The 16,234-nt window shown below is 60.0% G+C and carries 17 protein-coding genes; 9 read left to right on the top strand and 8 right to left on the bottom strand.

The features are described from left to right. Nucleotide 1: 1 nt before the first annotated feature. The 4 genes from METH_RS18560 to METH_RS18545 are packed head-to-tail and all read right to left on the bottom strand — an operon-like array spanning nucleotide 2 to nucleotide 3,986. Complete coding sequence (locus METH_RS18560) at nucleotides 2-1,489, bottom strand: phospholipase D-like domain-containing protein (RefSeq protein WP_024092016.1); 1,488 nt, start codon at nucleotides 1,487-1,489, stop codon at nucleotides 2-4. After that, nucleotides 1,467-3,239: a sensor histidine kinase gene (locus METH_RS18555; protein ID WP_024092015.1), complete on the bottom strand. Its 1,773-nt coding sequence runs from the start codon at nucleotides 3,237-3,239 to the stop codon at nucleotides 1,467-1,469. Before METH_RS18555 ends, METH_RS18560 begins: the two co-directional genes overlap by 23 nt. Further along, nucleotides 3,236-3,793, bottom strand: a complete 558-nt coding sequence (locus tag METH_RS18550) for an RNA polymerase sigma factor (RefSeq protein WP_024092014.1) — start codon at nucleotides 3,791-3,793, stop codon at nucleotides 3,236-3,238. The genes METH_RS18555 and METH_RS18550 overlap by 4 nt, the downstream gene beginning before the upstream one ends. Beyond that, nucleotides 3,786-3,986 (bottom strand): NepR family anti-sigma factor, encoded by a 201-nt coding sequence (locus METH_RS18545; protein WP_024092013.1) that lies wholly within the window; start codon nucleotides 3,984-3,986, stop codon nucleotides 3,786-3,788. The genes METH_RS18550 and METH_RS18545 overlap by 8 nt, the downstream gene beginning before the upstream one ends. 92 nt (nucleotides 3,987-4,078) lie before the next feature. Here METH_RS18545 and METH_RS18540 point away from each other — a divergent pair, with 92 nt between their 5' ends. Further along, nucleotides 4,079-4,894, top strand: a complete 816-nt coding sequence (locus METH_RS18540; protein ID WP_024092012.1) for a response regulator — start codon at nucleotides 4,079-4,081, stop codon at nucleotides 4,892-4,894. 87 nt (nucleotides 4,895-4,981) lie between these two features. On the opposite strand, the gene METH_RS23455 is transcribed toward METH_RS18540, so the two are convergent. Beyond that, nucleotides 4,982-5,152 (bottom strand): DUF1328 domain-containing protein, encoded by a 171-nt coding sequence (locus METH_RS23455; protein WP_024092011.1) that lies wholly within the window; start codon nucleotides 5,150-5,152, stop codon nucleotides 4,982-4,984. A gap of 268 nt (nucleotides 5,153-5,420) precedes the next feature. Here METH_RS23455 and METH_RS18530 point away from each other — a divergent pair, with 268 nt between their 5' ends. The 3 genes from METH_RS18530 to METH_RS18520 all read left to right on the top strand — a co-directional run bounded on the left by METH_RS18530 (nucleotide 5,421) and on the right by METH_RS18520 (nucleotide 9,147). After that, the gene (locus METH_RS18530) at nucleotides 5,421-5,606 is read left to right on the top strand and encodes a hypothetical protein (protein ID WP_024092010.1); all 186 of its coding nucleotides are present in this window, start codon (nucleotides 5,421-5,423) and stop codon (nucleotides 5,604-5,606) included. 320 nt (nucleotides 5,607-5,926) lie between these two features. Then, the gene (locus METH_RS18525; RefSeq protein ID WP_024092009.1) at nucleotides 5,927-8,116 is read left to right on the top strand and encodes a dehydrogenase E1 component subunit alpha/beta; all 2,190 of its coding nucleotides are present in this window, start codon (nucleotides 5,927-5,929) and stop codon (nucleotides 8,114-8,116) included. Further along, entirely contained in the window at nucleotides 8,113-9,147 is a 1,035-nt protein-coding gene (locus METH_RS18520) for an acyl carrier protein (RefSeq protein ID WP_024092008.1), read from the top strand. Before METH_RS18525 ends, METH_RS18520 begins: the two co-directional genes overlap by 4 nt. 220 nt (nucleotides 9,148-9,367) lie before the next feature. Here the strand turns inward: METH_RS18520 and METH_RS18515 are convergent, their stop codons facing one another. The 3 genes from METH_RS18515 to METH_RS18505 all read right to left on the bottom strand — a co-directional run bounded on the left by METH_RS18515 (nucleotide 9,368) and on the right by METH_RS18505 (nucleotide 12,051). Continuing rightward, entirely contained in the window at nucleotides 9,368-10,942 is a 1,575-nt protein-coding gene (locus METH_RS18515) for a DUF427 domain-containing protein (RefSeq protein ID WP_024092007.1), read from the bottom strand. A 142-nt stretch (nucleotides 10,943-11,084) separates the two neighbouring features. After that, the gene (locus tag METH_RS18510; protein ID WP_024092006.1) at nucleotides 11,085-11,786 is read right to left on the bottom strand and encodes a winged helix-turn-helix domain-containing protein; all 702 of its coding nucleotides are present in this window, start codon (nucleotides 11,784-11,786) and stop codon (nucleotides 11,085-11,087) included. Then, on the bottom strand, nucleotides 11,758-12,051 hold the full coding sequence (locus tag METH_RS18505) for a hypothetical protein (RefSeq protein ID WP_024092005.1): 294 nt from the start codon (nucleotides 12,049-12,051) through the stop codon (nucleotides 11,758-11,760). Before METH_RS18505 ends, METH_RS18510 begins: the two co-directional genes overlap by 29 nt. A 169-nt stretch (nucleotides 12,052-12,220) precedes the next feature. On the opposite strand from METH_RS18505, the gene METH_RS18500 reads away from it, so the two are divergent. From METH_RS18500 to METH_RS25465, 5 genes are all read left to right on the top strand, one after another. Next, nucleotides 12,221-12,736, top strand: a complete 516-nt coding sequence (locus METH_RS18500) for a hypothetical protein (RefSeq protein WP_024092004.1) — start codon at nucleotides 12,221-12,223, stop codon at nucleotides 12,734-12,736. Between the two features lie 94 nt (nucleotides 12,737-12,830). Then, on the top strand, nucleotides 12,831-13,448 hold the full coding sequence (locus METH_RS18495) for a ribonuclease HII (RefSeq protein ID WP_024092003.1): 618 nt from the start codon (nucleotides 12,831-12,833) through the stop codon (nucleotides 13,446-13,448). 107 nt (nucleotides 13,449-13,555) lie between these two features. Continuing rightward, complete coding sequence (locus tag METH_RS18490) at nucleotides 13,556-14,659, top strand: site-specific DNA-methyltransferase (RefSeq protein ID WP_024092002.1); 1,104 nt, start codon at nucleotides 13,556-13,558, stop codon at nucleotides 14,657-14,659. A 344-nt stretch (nucleotides 14,660-15,003) separates the two neighbouring features. Then, the gene (locus tag METH_RS25470; protein ID WP_425412312.1) at nucleotides 15,004-15,744 is read left to right on the top strand and encodes a hypothetical protein; all 741 of its coding nucleotides are present in this window, start codon (nucleotides 15,004-15,006) and stop codon (nucleotides 15,742-15,744) included. Further along, nucleotides 15,671-16,234, top strand: a complete 564-nt coding sequence (locus METH_RS25465) for an adenylate/guanylate cyclase domain-containing protein (protein ID WP_425412311.1) — start codon at nucleotides 15,671-15,673, stop codon at nucleotides 16,232-16,234. Before METH_RS25470 ends, METH_RS25465 begins: the two co-directional genes overlap by 74 nt.

Here is a 16,234-nt window from a genome sequence, read left to right as displayed (position 1 = left end):
CTCAGACGATGTCTTCGGTCGCGCCAGGCAAAGGCTGCTGAAGCTCTGCCATCCTGTCCGGGTCATGCGGTACCAGAAGCCCGCGGCGCGCCTCCGGGCGGCGGATCTTGTTACGGCGGATCTCCTGCTGCCACCATGCGGCTGCACAGACCGGGTCCAGTGCTTCGGCCGGAAGGTCTTCTTGCCACCAATGCCGCGCCAGCGCATGCCACAGCTGCCCGATCCTGTCTTGCTGCGTGATCCGCAGGGCGGCCTCAGTATCCCATCGCATCGAGCGCCCGTTCAGATTGGCCGAGCCCACCATGGCAAAATTCTGGTCGGCAAGCAGAACCTTGCTGTGCAGATAGATCATCGGAGATCCCGCCAGAACCGAGGGCGATACACGAGCTGCCATGCGCCGCTGCACCGGGCTGGCAATACAGGCGCGGCCCCCGAAGGCGGCGCTTACCTCCTGCAGCGCTTCAGCCTGCAACGCCATGCCGTAGCGCGCATCCAGCCCGCAGTCTTCATTAAAGGCGACCTCTTCAGGCAGTGCCGGAAGGATCAGGATCAGTGATAAATCCGGGTTGCGGCGTGCGGCATCGGCCAGCCCGCGGGCTATGGGGCTGGAACGAAAGTACTGGGTTTCCAAGTAAATCAGGTGCCGCGCCTGTCCGAAGGCCTCAAGGTGGTCTTCTTCGATTTCCTTCAGAACAGTCCGCGGCGACAGAGCCCAAAAACCGCCGCGGCGCGGTACAGACAGGGTGCGGCGTATATGCTTGCCTTGGGGCGGCCGCCTGCGCAGCGCGGTTTCGTCCTGGAACCGCTCCAGATGGCTTGCAGCCTCCTCGGCTTCTGGGCCGCGCAGCATCAATTGGACATCAGCCCAGGTCTCATGCGCTGGCTGGTCATGGGCTTGGGTGTCAAAGCGGCGCCGGTTCAGATCCAGGCCGCCGATATAAAGAACCTCGCGGTCGATCACTGCAATTTTTTGATGTTGCGAAACCGGACAGAGCTGCGGCAGCCGTTGACGGCTGGCCGCAGCGGGCCGCAATCGCTTGGGGAGTTTGCGCAGCTTGCGCAAAACAAAGGGTGAAAAGGCAAGCCGCGGCAATAGCCCCGCCCGCGCTGGATGCAACGCGGCGGAGACTGATAACAGCGCAACCTGTTCCGGGCTGAGCTGTGCCGCGATCTCTTGCGCCTGCTCAAGGGTCTTTTGTGCGGCGGCATGCAGGGGCGCTGCCATGACCGGATCAAAGTCGCTTACAACCAGGCGGACCCGCACCCCGCGACGCAGCGCATCCGTAATCAGATCGGCCCAGTTTCCGCCGGTTTTCTGCGCCTCGGGGCTCAGCAGGCGGGTGGCGAAATCGAACAGGCGGAAGCTGGCAATGATCTCGCGACGGGCATCCAGCACCGCGCGTTCAAAGGCAGGCCAGGCTTGCTCCGCTGTGATCAGCACTGCGAATTCCCCGCAGCGGTGTTCTTCAGGCGGCAGGCTCTGTTGCATCTTGTTTCTGTTCCTGCGTATCGGCTTCTGGAGGAGCGGCCCCGGCAACGGCGGGGAAGCCGAGCCGGTACGTATACGTGTCTTCTGTCTCCTGAGTGACGCCTTTTCCGTCGAGCTGCGTCGCAAAAGCCGTCATCAGCCGTGCGCCGATTCCAGATCCGCCGACGTCCTCCTCCGGATCCAGCAGGGGCTGCCCTTTGGTGTTGGTCAATTCCAGCTCCAGCCAGTTCTTGGCTGTTTCGCGCAGGCTGACTTTGATTTCCGGCCGCCCCCCTTCAGGCACACCGATATATTTCACGGCATTGGTCATCGCCTCTGATACCAGCATTGACAGGGTTACTCCCTGATCCTGGCTGAGCGGCACCTGAGCGAGATCCGTTTCGATCACCACATCCTGTCCGGTACCGGCGTTCATCGAACCGATCTCCGCGATCAGTTCGTTGATCAGTTCGCGGCTGTCCACTGTGGAAACGTCGGGATTGGTATTCAGGCTGCGGTGGATTGTAGCCAGCCCGCGCACCCGCCGCTGCAGCTGTGACAGCATACGCCGGGCTTCGGGAGTCTGCGCGTTCCGCCCCTGCATGTTCATGATGGACGCCACAAGCTGGAGGTTGTTTTTCACCCGGTGATGAACTTCGCGCAGCAGCATGGTCTTTTCATCAAGGTCAAGCTCGCGCCGTCTCTCTGCTTCGCTGAGGATTGCCACCATGCGGTTAAAGGACAGCCGGGCCTCATCGAATTCGCGCGGGGGGCTTTTCAGATTGAGATTCGGGTCATCCCGCTCTCCCAGCGCATACCGTCGCATTGCCCGGCGCAATGCGCTTAAGTGGCGGATCACCATCTGCTGCAAGCCGAGAACAGCAACGGAAATGCCGGCAAGCCACATCAGGACCGGAAATGCCAGCGTCATCCATGAGGTCGGGCTTGCGCTCACCGACATGGCGTTTTCCACCGGCCAACTGCCGACGACGGCAACCTGGCCGGGGAGAATTTCACTGACCGCAAAGAAACGCTCTTGGCCGGACCGCGCATCTTCAAAAAATGTGCCGCCGGCGCGGAGCAGCAGTTCGCGGCGAGGTACCGAAACCGGAAGTGACTGTGCGGCCTGCTCCTGCGGCACGCTGGCGGAGAGAATCTCCCCTTGCGCGTCCAAGGTGACAAACCGGATGCCCTGTTCGGCCCATTTTGTGCCCGCCAGTGAATTGGTCAATTGGTGCGGGACCGCGATGGAGACATAGCCAAGCAGGATACCGTCGCGCTGCACCGGGCTGGTTGCCACCAGTTGAGGGCCACCTTTGCCCAATATGCCCTGGCCTGCTGCAAACGAAAGGCGGGAGGCTTGCTGGGCCTTTAGAAACAGCCACTTTTCGGAAATATCCCCGATGCTGCCGTCCGAGGTGCATTCCATCTGACCGTCGGGCGTGATGAAGGCTGCAAAAGTGAACGGGTTTTGCCCCTGCGTAAACGCTTTCATGAGGTCTGCACAATCTCCGCCACTGCCGAATACCGGCAGGATCGCGGCGGCCAGCCCTTCGGTGGCGCCGCCGGCCCGCTGCAACAGTTCCCGCTCCCTGGCAGCGGCCTGCTGGGTATGGGCCAGCAATGATGCATGCGACAGCCGGTTGGCTTCCGCAACTACAGCGTTGGTTTGATACAGAGCGATCAGGCCCAGCGGCAGCAGCGCAAATGTCATCAGCGCAGCCAAACGTACCAGCAAGCTGCCGGCTTGCAGCCGCGGAATTTTGATCATGCGGCGCTTTGCTGAGCAACGATCCCAGCCGTGACCGTATCAGTCAGTTCCATCTTGCTGTTATCATCCAGTTCCATCAGCTCAGCCAGTCGGGCACGGGCGCGGTTCACCCGGCTCTTGATAGTGCCGGTTTTCACGCCGCACATCTTTGCGGCCTCATCGTAGGAGAATCCGCCCGCGCCGACCAGCACCAGCGCTTCACGCTGCTCGTCGTTCAATAGCGCAAAGGCCGCGTTGAAATCGCGCATGTGCAGCCGCCCGTCGTGATCGGGCTTTTGCGCCAGGGTGCCGGACAATACGCCATCCGAATCCTCCACCTCGCGCTTGCGCTTGCGGCGCAAAGAGTAATAGGTATTGCGCAAAATAGTGAACAGCCAGGCCCGCATGTTCGACCCGGGATTGAACTTGTCGATATTGGTCCAGGCCTTGACCAGCGTATCCTGCACCAGATCATCGGCAGTGGCGCCGTTGCGGGCAAGGCTGAGGGCAAAGGCGCGCAGGGCCCCCAAGTGATTGACCAGGTCTTCCCTTGGATCTCGCGCGGGGTCAGTCATCGGAGCGGTTCTCCTCCGGTTGGTCCTGGGCGCGGGTCTTTCCCGCCTCCTTTTCCTTCAGCCGCTTCAGCAGATCGGTAAAACGGTCGGGCACAGGCTCGCTCGCAATCTGATCGAAGGCCCGCTTGAGATTTTCGTCTATTTCGCGGTCGGCCTGTTCGTTGCGCGGCCGGGCGCGTTGTCGCTGTGTCATGCAATCCATCGGTTTTTTGCGCAGTTTCTGGAACCAAACGCTTTTAAGCGCGTATAGTTCCATATGTATTGCAAAAAAGGGGACGACGCAAAATGACCGCTCAATCGGGAGACTTGATCGCCAGCCAGATTGGCGCAACCCTGCCCTACCTGCGCCGCTACGCCCGGGCACTGACCGGCAGCCAGAGCAGCGGCGACAAATATGCGCTGGCTTCGCTGGAGGCCATTCTCTCCGGCGAAAGTGACTATGACAGCAGGCTTTCCCCCAAAGTCGCACTTTTCCGCGTCTTTCATGCGATCTGGTCCTCTTCCGGCGCACCCGCCGGAGAAGATGAAGACGGAACAAGCCTGGCGGCCAAGGCTCAGAAGCATTTGCGGCGGCTTACTCCGAACACCCGTGAAGCGCTTTTGCTGCACACAATTGAAGAATTCAGTGCAGCGGATACCGGCATCATCATGGGGGTAAGCAAAAGCGAAGCCTCCGAGTTGATCTCGATCGCTTACGACGAAATGTCGCGCGCCACCTCAGGCCAGATCATGATCATCGAGGACGAAGCGATCATCTCAATGGATCTCGAGGCCATCGTTTCTGGAATGGGCCACAGCGTGACTGGCATTGCCCGAACCGAAGCCCGCGCACTGGAGCTGGCAGCCGAGACCCAGGCCGATTTGATCCTGTCGGACATCCAGCTGGCAGATAACTCCAGCGGTATCGACGCTGTCAATAATATCCTGGCCAAGCACGGTGATCGCCCGGTGATCTTCATCACGGCCTACCCCGAACGCCTGTTAACCGGCGAGGGGCCGGAACCGGCCTTCCTTATCTCAAAGCCATATACTGAAGAACAGGTTCGTTCAGCAGTGAGCCAAGCGATGTTCTTTTCCTCGACCGAAACGCTGAAAGTCTAACCAGTGTCAGCAAGGATATGGAATGCAAAACCCGGGCCGGGCTCCGGCCCGGGCCGGATGCAGCGCTGATTTCAGAAACCGTAAGGGTTAGCGGGACGCACCGCGAAGAACCCTAACTATCAGTGCCAGAGCAAACAGGGCGAGGAAAATAAAGAACAGGATTTTTGCTATCCCAGCGGAGGCCGAAGCGATGCCGCCAAATCCGAAAATGCCGGCAATTATGGCAACGGCCAAGAAAAAGAGAGCCCAGTAGAGCATACCGTGTCCTTTCGGTTGCGAGTTGCTGCTAGGAAAACCCCTCAGACCGCCGAAAGTTCCTGGTAGCGGTTTGAGACCTTTTAGGCCGCCGGTAGTCTTCTTGGGCACGCCAGTGCGAATTCACAGATCAGGCGCCGGAACTGGAGCCTTCATTACCCTGCCCACCGATTTTGGACACGGGGGGGGGGCGGACACAAGGGAGAAGCCCAGTCAGGGCAGGGCACATGCCTATCTGATCATTTGCGATATAATCCCGGACTTCGATCCAATGGCCGAGATCAGCGTGCAAGCGTGGTATGAAAGCGCGCTGATGCAGATCACGCAATGCTGGCGGATTGTGGTGGCTTTTATCCAGGCGGGATCCGATCAGGCTACCAGTTTTATAGTCGATCAGGAAGTTCAAGGCCGCGGCGGACGGCTTGTCCTGTTGGGCGATGCTGCCGAGGAATACTGACATTGGCACGAGTGCCGCCAGGAGCGGCTGCCCACCCACAAGCCCAGTTGCAATACCGAGAATGGGTAAGGCAAGCGGCTAGACTCAATTCTGATAATCCCTTGAAAGGAATATTGCAAGTTATCGAGAAACTTCATCAGTTTATGTTCTATCAATTCCGACGGACTCACTGGCATCGAAATGCCTTAAGCTGATGTGAGAAAACGGACTGATTTGGCCGCGTATCATTCCGATTTGGAATGATACAAGTAGGCAATCTCATTGGCCTTGGGGACGCGCTCGCGGATAAATGCACCCAGAGTTTACGCCAAGGAGGCCGCATGGACCGCGCCCAGATCGTGCATAAGAATTTCCTGGACCGGGTTAATGCCGCGGACTTCCCAGCAGGTGCGGCGCCTTCGGGGCCGCTTGCCGCATCAGAAGCCGTCGGCACCTTCCATGCACAGGTGCTGAGCCGGGCGCTGGACCTGACCAGCCGGGCAATGCAAAAAGCGGGAGAGGGGTTTTATACAATCGGATCCTCGGGGCATGAAGGGATGGCAGCGGTGGCGCGGGCGCTGCGTCCGACCGACATGGCATTCCTGCACTACCGTGATGCGGCGTTCCAGATTGCCCGGGCGGAACAGGTTCCGGGGCAGCGGATTTCCTGGGATATGCTGCTATCCTTTGCCTGTTCCAGCGAAGACCCCACCTCAGGCGGACGGCACAAGGTTCTGGGTTCCAGGGCGCTGATGATTCCGCCGCAGACTTCTACCATTGCCTCGCATCTGCCAAAGGCGGTGGGCGCGGCTTATTCCATCGGCGCGGCCAAGCGGCACCAGCCGGAGCATCAGGTGATGCCGGAAGACGCCATTGTCATGTGCTCTTTCGGAGACGCTTCGGCCAACCATTCGACCGCGCAGGGGGCAATCAACACCGCGGGCTGGAGCTCGGTGCAGTCGACGCCGCTGCCGTTGCTGTTTGTTTGCGAGGACAACGGTATCGGCATTTCCGTGAAAACGCCGAAGGGGTGGATCGAAGCCTCGATGGCGCAGCGGCCGGGCATCAAGTATTTCAAGGCAGACGGGCTGGATATCTACAACGCCTTTGCGGTGGCGCGAGAGGCAGCGGAGTATGTTCGGACCCGCAAGAAGCCGGCATTCCTGCATCTGCGTACCGTGCGGCTGTACGGCCATGCCGGGGCGGATGTCCCGACCACCTATCTCAGCAAGGCCGAGGTCGAGGCGGATGAAGCCAATGATCCGCTGCTGCATTCGGTGCGGCTGCTGAATGAAGCCGGGGCGCTGCCTCCCAGGGAGGCGCTGAAGGTTTACACGGATACTTGCGCGCGGGTAGAGCGGATCCGGGCCGAAGCGGTAACACGGCCGCATCTGAAAACGGCAGAAGATGTAGCTGTCAGCCTGATCCCCCCAAAGCGGGATTGTTCGCCCACCAATGGCCCGCGCTTAGAGGAGCGGGCGGCGGCGTTCGGCAGCGACATGCGGGCGATGGAGGAGCCGCAGCCGATGTCGCGGCTGATCAACTGGGCTTTGACCGATTTGATGCTGGAGCATGGCGAGATCATTATGATGGGGGAGGATGTAGGCCGCAAGGGCGGCGTCTATGGTGTCTCCCAAAAATTGCAGCAGCGGTTCGGACCGGACCGGGTGATCGACACGCTGCTGGATGAGCAGTCGATCCTGGGGCTGGCGATCGGTATGGGCCACAATGGGTTTGTGCCCATTCCTGAGATCCAATTCCTGGCCTATCTGCACAATGCCGAGGACCAGTTGCGCGGCGAGGCAGCGACGCTGCCGTTTTTCTCGAACGGGCAGTTTACCAACCCGATGGTTCTGAGGATTGCGGGCCTCGGCTACCAGAAAGGCTTTGGCGGGCACTTCCACAATGACAACTCGTTGGCGGTGCTGCGGGATATTCCCGGAATTGTGATTGCCTGTCCGTCAGACGGGGCCGAGGCTGCAATGATGATGCGCGAGGCGGTGCGGCTGGCGCGCGAGGAACAGCGGGTGGTGGTCTTTGTCGAGCCGATCGCTCTGTATCCGATGCGGGATCTGCATGCGGAGAAAGATGGCGGCTGGATGCGGACCTACCCTTCACCGGACCGGCGGATCGCTTTAGGTGAAACGGGTGTGCATGGGGAAGGCACCGATCTGGCCATCGTGACCTATGGCAATGGACGGTATCTCTCGGCCCAGGCGCAGGCGGAGCTGGCGGTCCGGGGTGTGAACGCGCGGATTGTGGATCTGCGCTGGCTGGCGCCCTTGCCGGAGGCAGCGCTGCTGGAGGCGGTGAAAGGCTGCAAACATGTGCTGATTGTCGACGAATGCCGGATCACCGGCAGCCAGTCGGAGGCGCTGATGGCGCTGTTTGCGGAACAAGGCGATGCTCCAACGGCGCGGATTACAGCCAGCGATTGCTTTATTGCAACGGGGCCTGCCTATGGCGCGACGCTGCCGTCGAAGGACAGTATTGTCGAGGCCGCATTGAAGCTGGCAGGAGCAAAGTCATGACCCGGACGGCCGTTCTTATCTGCCCGGGGCGGGGTACCTATAACAAGGCGGAACTGGGCTATTTGCACCGTCATCACGCGGACAAGGCAGCTCTGCTCGCCGGATTTGACGCGCAGCGCCTTGCCGCCGGGCAGGAAGAACTCACAGCGCTGGATGGTGCCACGCGGTTCTCGGTGTCGAAGTATTCACGCGGGGATATTGCGTCGCCATTGATTTATGCCTCAACGCTGGCAGATGCGCAGTCGCTCGCCAAGGGCATCGAAATTGTCGCGGTTACCGGCAACTCCATGGGCTGGTACACCGCGCTGGCGGCGGCCGGGGCGCTGAGCGCGGCGGATGGGTTCAAGGTGGTGAACACCATGGGCACGCTGATGCAGCAGCAGCTGATCGGCGGCCAGCTGGTCTATCCCTTTGCCGGACCAGATTGGCAGGATAACCCGCGCCGCAAGACTGAGCTGCTGACCTTGGCGGCAGAGCTTAATACACGCGAAGACCATGATCTAGCGCTGTCGATTGATTTGGGCGGGATGCTGGTGCTGGCCGGAAACGAGGCCGGATTGACAGCGTTCGAGGCCGCGGTGCCGGTGCTGGACGACCGCTTTCCCATGCGGCTGGCCAACCACGCCGCGTTCCATACTGCCCTGCAGGCGCCGGTGGCGGCTGAGGGGCGCAGCCGGCTGAGTGCCGAGATGTTCACCCAGCCGGATGTGCCGCTGATCGACGGCCGCGGGCAGATTTGGTGGCCGGGAGGCACGGATAAACAGGCGCTGTGGGATTACACGCTGGGGCATCAGGTGGTGGAGACCTATGACTTCACCCGTGCGGTGCAGAATGCAGCATGTGAGTTTGCGCCGGACCTGTTCATCGTGACCGGCCCCGGAACCACCCTGGGCGGCGCCGTGGCCCAGTCCCTGGCGCAAATAAATTGGAAAGGGGTGGCCGGAAAGGCGGACTTTAAAGTGCGGCAGGCGGAGGCTCCGCTGCTGATCTCAATGGGGGATGACGCACAACGGTCATCGGTGACCGGCTGATCCAGCAGCCTCCCGCGCCTTTTGCCTGCATCACAGATGCAGGCGAAACAGCCTTGGGCATGGCACTGCCCTGCGGGCAGTGCTGTGAAGGCATTCAGGGGCAGGGTTTCCCTGAAAGCCCGTGTGCATCGAGAATGTGCATTCCCGCCTCTAGGATAAACCCCGCAAAGCGCGGCGGCTGGCGCTGCCCTCGATCCGGGGATGAACCCGTGGGGCAAGGTTATTCGGCTGCAGCTTGCGGTTCGGTTTTGGCCGGGATAGCAAAACAGGTCACCGGCTGGGACACGTTGTGCAGGGTGACCGCCCCCAGCGAAACGCCTTGTGACGGATCGCTCAGGATGTCACGGCTGACGACGACCGGGTAATTGACTGTCTTGCCGTAGTCGCCCAGCCGGGCGGCGATATTGGCAGCCTGGCCGATCACCGTGAAATCCAGCCGTTCGCGGGAGCCGACATTGCCGTAGGTCACGCGCCCATAGGCGATGCCGATGGCGGCTTCGCAGCGGTGGCCGTTCTCCTCGGTGGCGATTTCTTCTAGCCGGGCCACGATGGTGCGGGCGCTGTTAAGGGCCTGGGTGCGGGCCTTTTCAGGATCGCTGCCGGCCGGGAAAACCGCCAGCACAGCGTCGCCGATGAATTTCAGCACCTCGCCGCCATGATCATGCACGATGGTCGAGGCGGTTTCGAAGAACTGATTCAGGAGCGCGATATAATCCTGGCGGCCCAGCTGCTCTTCCAGCCGGGTCGAGCCGCGCAGATCGCAGAACATAATGGCGGCGTCGATTTCATCTCCGTCGCCGCGCCGGATTTCGCCGCCCAGCACCCGGGCACCGGTACGCTTGCCGACATAGGTTTCCAGCAGCGACTGTGCGTTTTCGCGCTGCATGTAGATTTCATAGTAACGGGCGATCACATCCGAGCATTCGAAGATCAGCCCGAGATTGGCGGTGGAGAAACCGTTCGGGTGGTCGCTGGTGAGGGTTAGTACATTCATGCGCCCGTCGGAAAACCGCAGCGGCATGGCGACATAATCAGTGGCGCCTTCTTTGCGCAGGTCCTCAAGAATCGGGAATGCATCCGTGGACCGGCAGCAGCCGAGCCGGTGACGCACACCGCCCAAGCCATTGGAAACGTGGCGTAACGGGCTGTTCTGATAGGCTGGGTGGTCGTGGATTTCGTAAGATGGCGCGTAGGTGGTGACCTTGCCGGTTCTCTTCTGCCAAATGTAGTTCTTGCCTGCGATCATCGGGTGCAGCGACCATGCCATGACGGATAGGCGGGACAAGCAGATGCCTTGCTCCACGAATTTTTCTGCGAGAGCGGCTGTAAGGTCATCGGGGGTCGGAATCAGGGCGGCGTCCCGCAGCAGCCAATCGATCACCGGGCCGGATATATTGCCGTAGTCCGGCATCTCGATGCTGTTGCTGCCCAGGTCGAATTCGGCTTTGGCGCCAGGCATAAATCCGATATAGTCCGAGATGGCCGCGGCCTCCGGCATCGCCTCCTCATAAGACCAGACACCGTTCTCTACACCTCCGCCTGTCAACAATAAGTCGCGGTAGCTGGCCGTGCCCTTGAAGGGGCAGAAGGTCTGCAAGGGGGTGTTGGGCGATAGCGGAGTTGCCACATCTTCCAAGGGAAAATAAATCGCCGGGGGGAGCCGGGTTTCATACATCACCTTGGCGCGGGAGCTTTGCGCCAAAAGGATGCCATTGCGCCGGGCCGTGACCAAGCCTTGAAGCGGCTCGATAACAATGCCGTAGCCTCGCTGCGGTGCGTGTACCTGTGCATCCATCCCTGAGGTCCTTGTCATTTGCTCCGGAGACGTGCTGAAAATCAGGACCGGCCGGCGTGGGCCGGTCCTGGACTATCTGGGGTTCTGGGACAGGAATTCCAGAGTCGAACACATGATGTTGAGCACAGCGGAGCCAAACTGTTCAGACCATACGGATCACGTCTCTGCTGATGGCCAGAACATAGCCGCGCTTAGCAATGTTCTTGACCAGCAGTTCGCTCACCATCTGATTGCCGAGAGTGTCCCGCAGGCGTTTGATCCGGGTGGCGCCGGCGGCTTCCTCGCAATCTTCGGAGGTGCGGCCCGAAATCACCGCTTCGATCTCGGCGCCTGACAGAACGTCATCGTCGAGCCGGGCCTCTGCCAGAACCGCCAAAGTTTCCATCGCGGCCGGCGTCAGTTTGAACCCCATGTTGTTCAGGTAGACAGTGTTTTCATCGCGGCTGATCAGAAGTTCGTTCACCTGTATGCCGGAGCGTTCGATCTGCGCCATGCGGCGGTTGAGCATCACCAGCATGCCAAGCACCGTCAGTGCAGCCACCATCATCGCAGTGGCGAACAGCAGCAAGACAAAGATAACCATCCGGTAACTGGTCAGCGTGTCGGCAAAGGCGGTGCCGGACTGGGCCAGGATTTCCAGCAGTTTGATCTCGGCTTGGGCTGTCAGGTCATTTTCGACAAACAGCTGCTCAACCCGCGCATTAAAGGCATTGGCATCAGGCAGCGTCAGCAAGAGAACAGTGCCGGCAATCACCAGAAGCGCAACAATGGCGGCTATGCCGAGTGCGATTACCCTGCTGCCAGCCGCGCGGGCCTCAGAAACGGAGATAATAGGATCCGGCATTGGCCTTCCTTTGCTGCAGGCCTTCGGGGCCGAATACGGACAGGACATTTAAAAGCTTCCAGCCGCCGGGCGCAATACGGGCCTGGATCTCGCCCCGCGCGGCCTGTTTCTTGCAGGGGCCGGAGAGCTGGATCACACCGTAGTGCAGGCGCAGCGGGTTGTCCTGCTTGGCCTTGTAATCGGCATAGCAATCAGCCGCTTGGGCTGGCGTGGACAGCGCCAGAAGGGCAGCTGCAAGTGCGGGGATCAGGAGGTTCTGTTTCATACGGGCATCCTGCGGCGGCGGACCTTGAAATTCAATAACCGCAGGGAGTTGAGACCGCTGATATCCGATAACAAGCGGCCGATATTGCCTGTCTGAAGGGGCTGGGGACAGGTTGGAGACATCCAAGCGCACAGGCTGCGCATCCGGCAATCAATAGAAAGGTCCCGCAATGGCCCAGACACAAGGTTCCCAGCCGCACCGCAAATTCATCGCACTTATTGTGGCAGCCTCAATCGCCATTACCGGTTTCTCGGCAGCGCCTGCCCGCGCAGACGAGGATGTCGCCAAGTTCATTGCAGGCATGGCCCTGCTTGGGATCCTTGGCGCTGCAATCAATGATGCGAGGAAAGACGACGACCACACAGTAACCCGGACCTACAATCCGCCGCGCGGCCATGGGCATGGCGATCACAGGCACAATTCGCACAAACGTTATGGCGGGCATGTGAAGCCGCTGCCGCCGCGGCTGCACCGCTATGACTTGCCAGCGCAGTGTGTCCGGTACTTCCCGCGCTACAGCCGTAACTATCCGCTGGCCGGCAAAGGCTGTCTCGACCGTAATTACGGGTACACACAGAATCTGCCGCGGGCCTGCAAGGTGACCTTCTGGAACGGCAACCGCAACCACACGGGTTACAAACCCCGCTGTCTGAACCAGCATGGCTACCGGATGGTCAACCGCTAACGACACTCCGCTTTCGGGCAGCAGCAACTTGGGGGCTTTGGCCCCCTTTTTTTGGCGGGTTGAAATTCGGCCCTGAATTGGCTTTCTCATTGGCATGACAAAACCTGACTACAGCCTGGAAGATGCCGCCCTTGCCCAAGGATTCCTGAGAATAGCCGGAGTGGACGAGGTGGGACGCGGCCCGCTGGCCGGGCCGGTCACCGCCGCAGCGGTGGTGCTGGACATCTCAGCCATTCCAGAGGGGCTCAACGATTCCAAAAAACTCAGTTTGCGAAAACGCGAAGAGCTGGAAGGAAAAATTCTGACCGCTGGTCAGGTGTCCGTCGCGCATGCATCGGTCGAAGAGATTGATACCCTGAACATTTTACGTGCCTCGCATCTGGCGATGGAACGCGCGGTGGCCGCACTTGATCCGGCGCCTGATTATCTGCTGATTGATGGCAACCTGATCCCAAAAGGATTGAGCCTGCCTGCAGAGGCAGTGGTCAAGGGAGATGCCAAATCAGTCTCCATTGCGGCGGCGTCGATCATCGCCAAACAAGTGCGTGACAGGGTCATGGTGGATTTGGCGCAACAGTTTCCGGGATATGGCTGGGAGAAAAATGCAGGCTACCCCTCGAAACAGCACCGCGAGGCGCTAGTTGATCTAGGCGTGACCCCACATCATCGGCGGTCCTTCAAACCCGTACACAACATCTTGTATCAAGAGTGAACCGTAGGGTGTTGTTCTAATAAACAAATTGACCTCGAATCCGCGATGACTCATCCTGTGGACAACCTAATGAGCGCAAAAATGCGCCGCGGTTATGAGGCAGAGCAATGAATAAAACCATGACAAAGGGCGCGGCAGCGCTCCCTTTAAACACGATTATGGGCGGGGACTGCATCGAGGCGATGAACAGTCTTCCAGCCAATTCGGTCGATCTGATCTTTGCGGATCCGCCGTATAACCTGCAGCTGAAAGGCCAGCTGCACCGCCCCGACAATTCCAAAGTCGATGCCGTGGATGATCACTGGGACCAGTTTTCCAGTTTTGCGGTCTACGACCAGTTCACCCGCGAGTGGCTGAAGGCGGCGCGCCGGGTGCTGAAGCCGAACGGTTCGATCTGGGTGATCGGCTCTTACCACAATATCTTCCGTGTCGGATCTGCGCTGCAGGACGCAGGCTATTGGGTGCTGAACGATGTGGTTTGGCGCAAATCGAACCCGATGCCGAACTTCCGTGGCAAGCGGTTCACCAATGCCCATGAAACGATGATCTGGGCCTCCAAGTCGGAAGGTGCAAAATACACCTTCAACTATGAAGCCCTGAAAGCGCTGAACGAAGGTATTCAGATGCGCAGCGACTGGGTGCTGCCGATTTGCACCGGGCATGAGCGGCTGAAGGACGAAAACGGCGACAAGGCGCATCCGACCCAAAAGCCGGAATCGCTGCTGCACCGGATCCTGGTCGGCTCGACCAATCCGGGTGATGTGGTGCTGGATCCGTTTTTCGGGACCGGAACCACTGGTGCTGTTGCCAAGATGCTAGGACGCGAATTCATCGGCATCGAGCGCGAGGAAGCCTACCGTAAGGTGGCGGAGAAGCGCATCAAGGCCGTCCGTAAGTTCGACCGCGAGGCACTGGAAGTGTCCGCCAGCAAACGCGCGGCACCGCGGGTTCCCTTCGGCCAGCTGGTTGAGCGCGGCATGCTGCGACCGGGCGAGGAGCTGTATTCGATGAACCGCCGCCACAAGGCCAAGGTGCGTGCCGATGGCACTTTGATTGGCGACAACATTAAAGGTTCGATCCATCAGGTGGGCGCGCATCTGGAAAACGCGCCGTCCTGCAACGGCTGGACTTACTGGTGCTTCAAGCGCGAGGGCAAGACAGTGCCGATCGACGTGCTGCGCCAACAGATCCGGGCTGAGATGCAAAACTGAGTCTCAGGGCTTTTCTGAACGTGAAACCTATTGCAGGTGCCTGTGTATGTTGCACGGGTGCACACCTTGCCCCGCCTGAAACAGGCGGGGTTTTTTGCTATTGCGGCCTGATGCGCTAATCCCTGCTAGAGGCGCAGCACTAATCTGGAGTTCGTTAGCCGCGGCATCCAGCGGAAAGGGAAAACCATGACCGATACCGCGTTAGTACCCGGGCGACATGCGCCCCAGGCGGCAGCAAGCAAAGGCCGCAGATTTCTGAAACGGAATACAGATTTGCAGAGGCTGCGCTGGATGCGCACAAACGGCGGGGGCTGCAGCTGGCGGTAAGGGCCCGGTGGATTGCATTGCCCCTGATCGCGGTTTTCATCGTCTTCCTGAACCCGCATTGGAGCGTTCTCTACTATCACGGCCTTCTGGCGCTGTTGTGCCTCAATGGCTGGTTCATTAGCCGCACTGGCAAAGTCGGCCGGTCACGCCTGGAACTATTCCTTATCTTTCTTGACCTTGCGATCATGACCTTTGCGCTGGTCGTGCCCAACCCATTTGACGCCCGCGAAATGCCGGTGGCGATGCTGTACCGATTCGATAACTTTCAATATTTCTTTATCATCCTGGCCGCAGGCACGATGGCTTATTCTTGGCGCACAGTGATTGCGATCGGCAATTGGATGGCTGCAATGTGGCTCAGTGCGCTGGCGCTCGCTTGGTGGTTTTCCGCCCCGGTTTCCGGCCTTTCGGAAGCTGTGGCCGAAGTGCTTGACTTGGATCCAGAGCTGGCGGAATTTTTTGACCCCAATAATTTTGTGATTCAGTTGCGGGTGCAAGAGGCCGTGGTCTTCGTGCTGGTGGCGGTGACGCTGGGCTTTTCGGTGCGCCGGTTCAACGCGCTGCTGAGGAGCAACGCCAGCCTGGAGCGGGAACGGGCCAATCTGTCGCGCTATTTCTCGCCTAATGTGGTGGACCAGCTGTCACAGAACGACGAGCCTGCTGAAGCAGGTACGCAGCGAGAATGTGGCGGTGCTGTTCACCGATATTGTTGGCTTTACCAGGCTGTCTTCAGGGATGAACCCGCGATTGGTGATTGACCTCCTGCGGGAATTTCACGTCCGGATGGAGCGGGAGGTGTTCCGTCATCACGGCACGCTGGACAAATACCTGGGCGACGGGCTGATGGCGACTTTTGGAACGCCGGTTGCTGGCCGGCAAGATGCCACCAATGCACTGGCCTGTGCCCATTCGATGCGCGACTCGCTGATGGCATGGAACGGGGAACGCGCCCGCCAGGGCAAACTGGAGATCCGCGCCGGGATCGGCGTTCACTGTGGCGAAGCGCTGCTGGGCGACATTGGTTCCAACCGGCTGGAGTTTGCGGTGCTGGGTATGACGGTGAACATCGCCGCCCGTCTGGAAAACCTGACCCGCAAGCTGCAGGCCGGGATTGTGATCAGCGAAGCGCTGGCCGCGCAAGTGAGGACGGAGCAGGCAGGCCTGGATCTGCTGGACGGCAACGTCCGGCACCCGGATCAGGAGGTGCGCGGACTAGATCAGCCGATGACGGTTCTGGCCTGGACTTAA

The sequence above is a fragment of the Leisingera methylohalidivorans DSM 14336 genome (genome assembly GCF_000511355.1).
Classification (GTDB): domain Bacteria; phylum Pseudomonadota; class Alphaproteobacteria; order Rhodobacterales; family Rhodobacteraceae; genus Leisingera; species Leisingera methylohalidivorans.
This window is presented reverse-complemented; position numbering and strand designations above follow the sequence as displayed.

What these genes read in the sequence shown, in the direction of transcription:
- METH_RS18525 (WP_024092009.1), top strand. Translation starts at nt 5,927, where the DNA reads ATGGACCGCGCCCAGATCGTGCATAAGAATTTCCTGGACCGGGTTAAT.
- METH_RS18505 (WP_024092005.1), bottom strand. Translation starts at nt 12,051, where the DNA reads ATGAAACAGAACCTCCTGATCCCCGCACTTGCAGCTGCCCTTCTGGCG.
- METH_RS18545 (WP_024092013.1), bottom strand. Translation starts at nt 3,986, where the DNA reads ATGACACAGCGACAACGCGCCCGGCCGCGCAACGAACAGGCCGACCGC.
- METH_RS18550 (WP_024092014.1), bottom strand. Translation starts at nt 3,793, where the DNA reads ATGACTGACCCCGCGCGAGATCCAAGGGAAGACCTGGTCAATCACTTG.
- METH_RS18510 (WP_024092006.1), bottom strand. Translation starts at nt 11,786, where the DNA reads ATGCCGGATCCTATTATCTCCGTTTCTGAGGCCCGCGCGGCTGGCAGC.
- METH_RS18500 (WP_024092004.1), top strand. Translation starts at nt 12,221, where the DNA reads ATGGCCCAGACACAAGGTTCCCAGCCGCACCGCAAATTCATCGCACTT.
- METH_RS18540 (WP_024092012.1), top strand. Translation starts at nt 4,079, where the DNA reads ATGACCGCTCAATCGGGAGACTTGATCGCCAGCCAGATTGGCGCAACC.
- METH_RS18520 (WP_024092008.1), top strand. Translation starts at nt 8,113, where the DNA reads ATGACCCGGACGGCCGTTCTTATCTGCCCGGGGCGGGGTACCTATAAC.
- METH_RS18515 (WP_024092007.1), bottom strand. Translation starts at nt 10,942, where the DNA reads ATGGATGCACAGGTACACGCACCGCAGCGAGGCTACGGCATTGTTATC.
- METH_RS18555 (WP_024092015.1), bottom strand. Translation starts at nt 3,239, where the DNA reads ATGATCAAAATTCCGCGGCTGCAAGCCGGCAGCTTGCTGGTACGTTTG.
- METH_RS18560 (WP_024092016.1), bottom strand. Translation starts at nt 1,489, where the DNA reads ATGCAACAGAGCCTGCCGCCTGAAGAACACCGCTGCGGGGAATTCGCA.
- METH_RS18495 (WP_024092003.1), top strand. Translation starts at nt 12,831, where the DNA reads ATGACAAAACCTGACTACAGCCTGGAAGATGCCGCCCTTGCCCAAGGA.
- METH_RS23455 (WP_024092011.1), bottom strand. Translation starts at nt 5,152, where the DNA reads ATGCTCTACTGGGCTCTCTTTTTCTTGGCCGTTGCCATAATTGCCGGC.
- METH_RS18490 (WP_024092002.1), top strand. Translation starts at nt 13,556, where the DNA reads ATGAATAAAACCATGACAAAGGGCGCGGCAGCGCTCCCTTTAAACACG.
- METH_RS18530 (WP_024092010.1), top strand. Translation starts at nt 5,421, where the DNA reads ATGGCCGAGATCAGCGTGCAAGCGTGGTATGAAAGCGCGCTGATGCAG.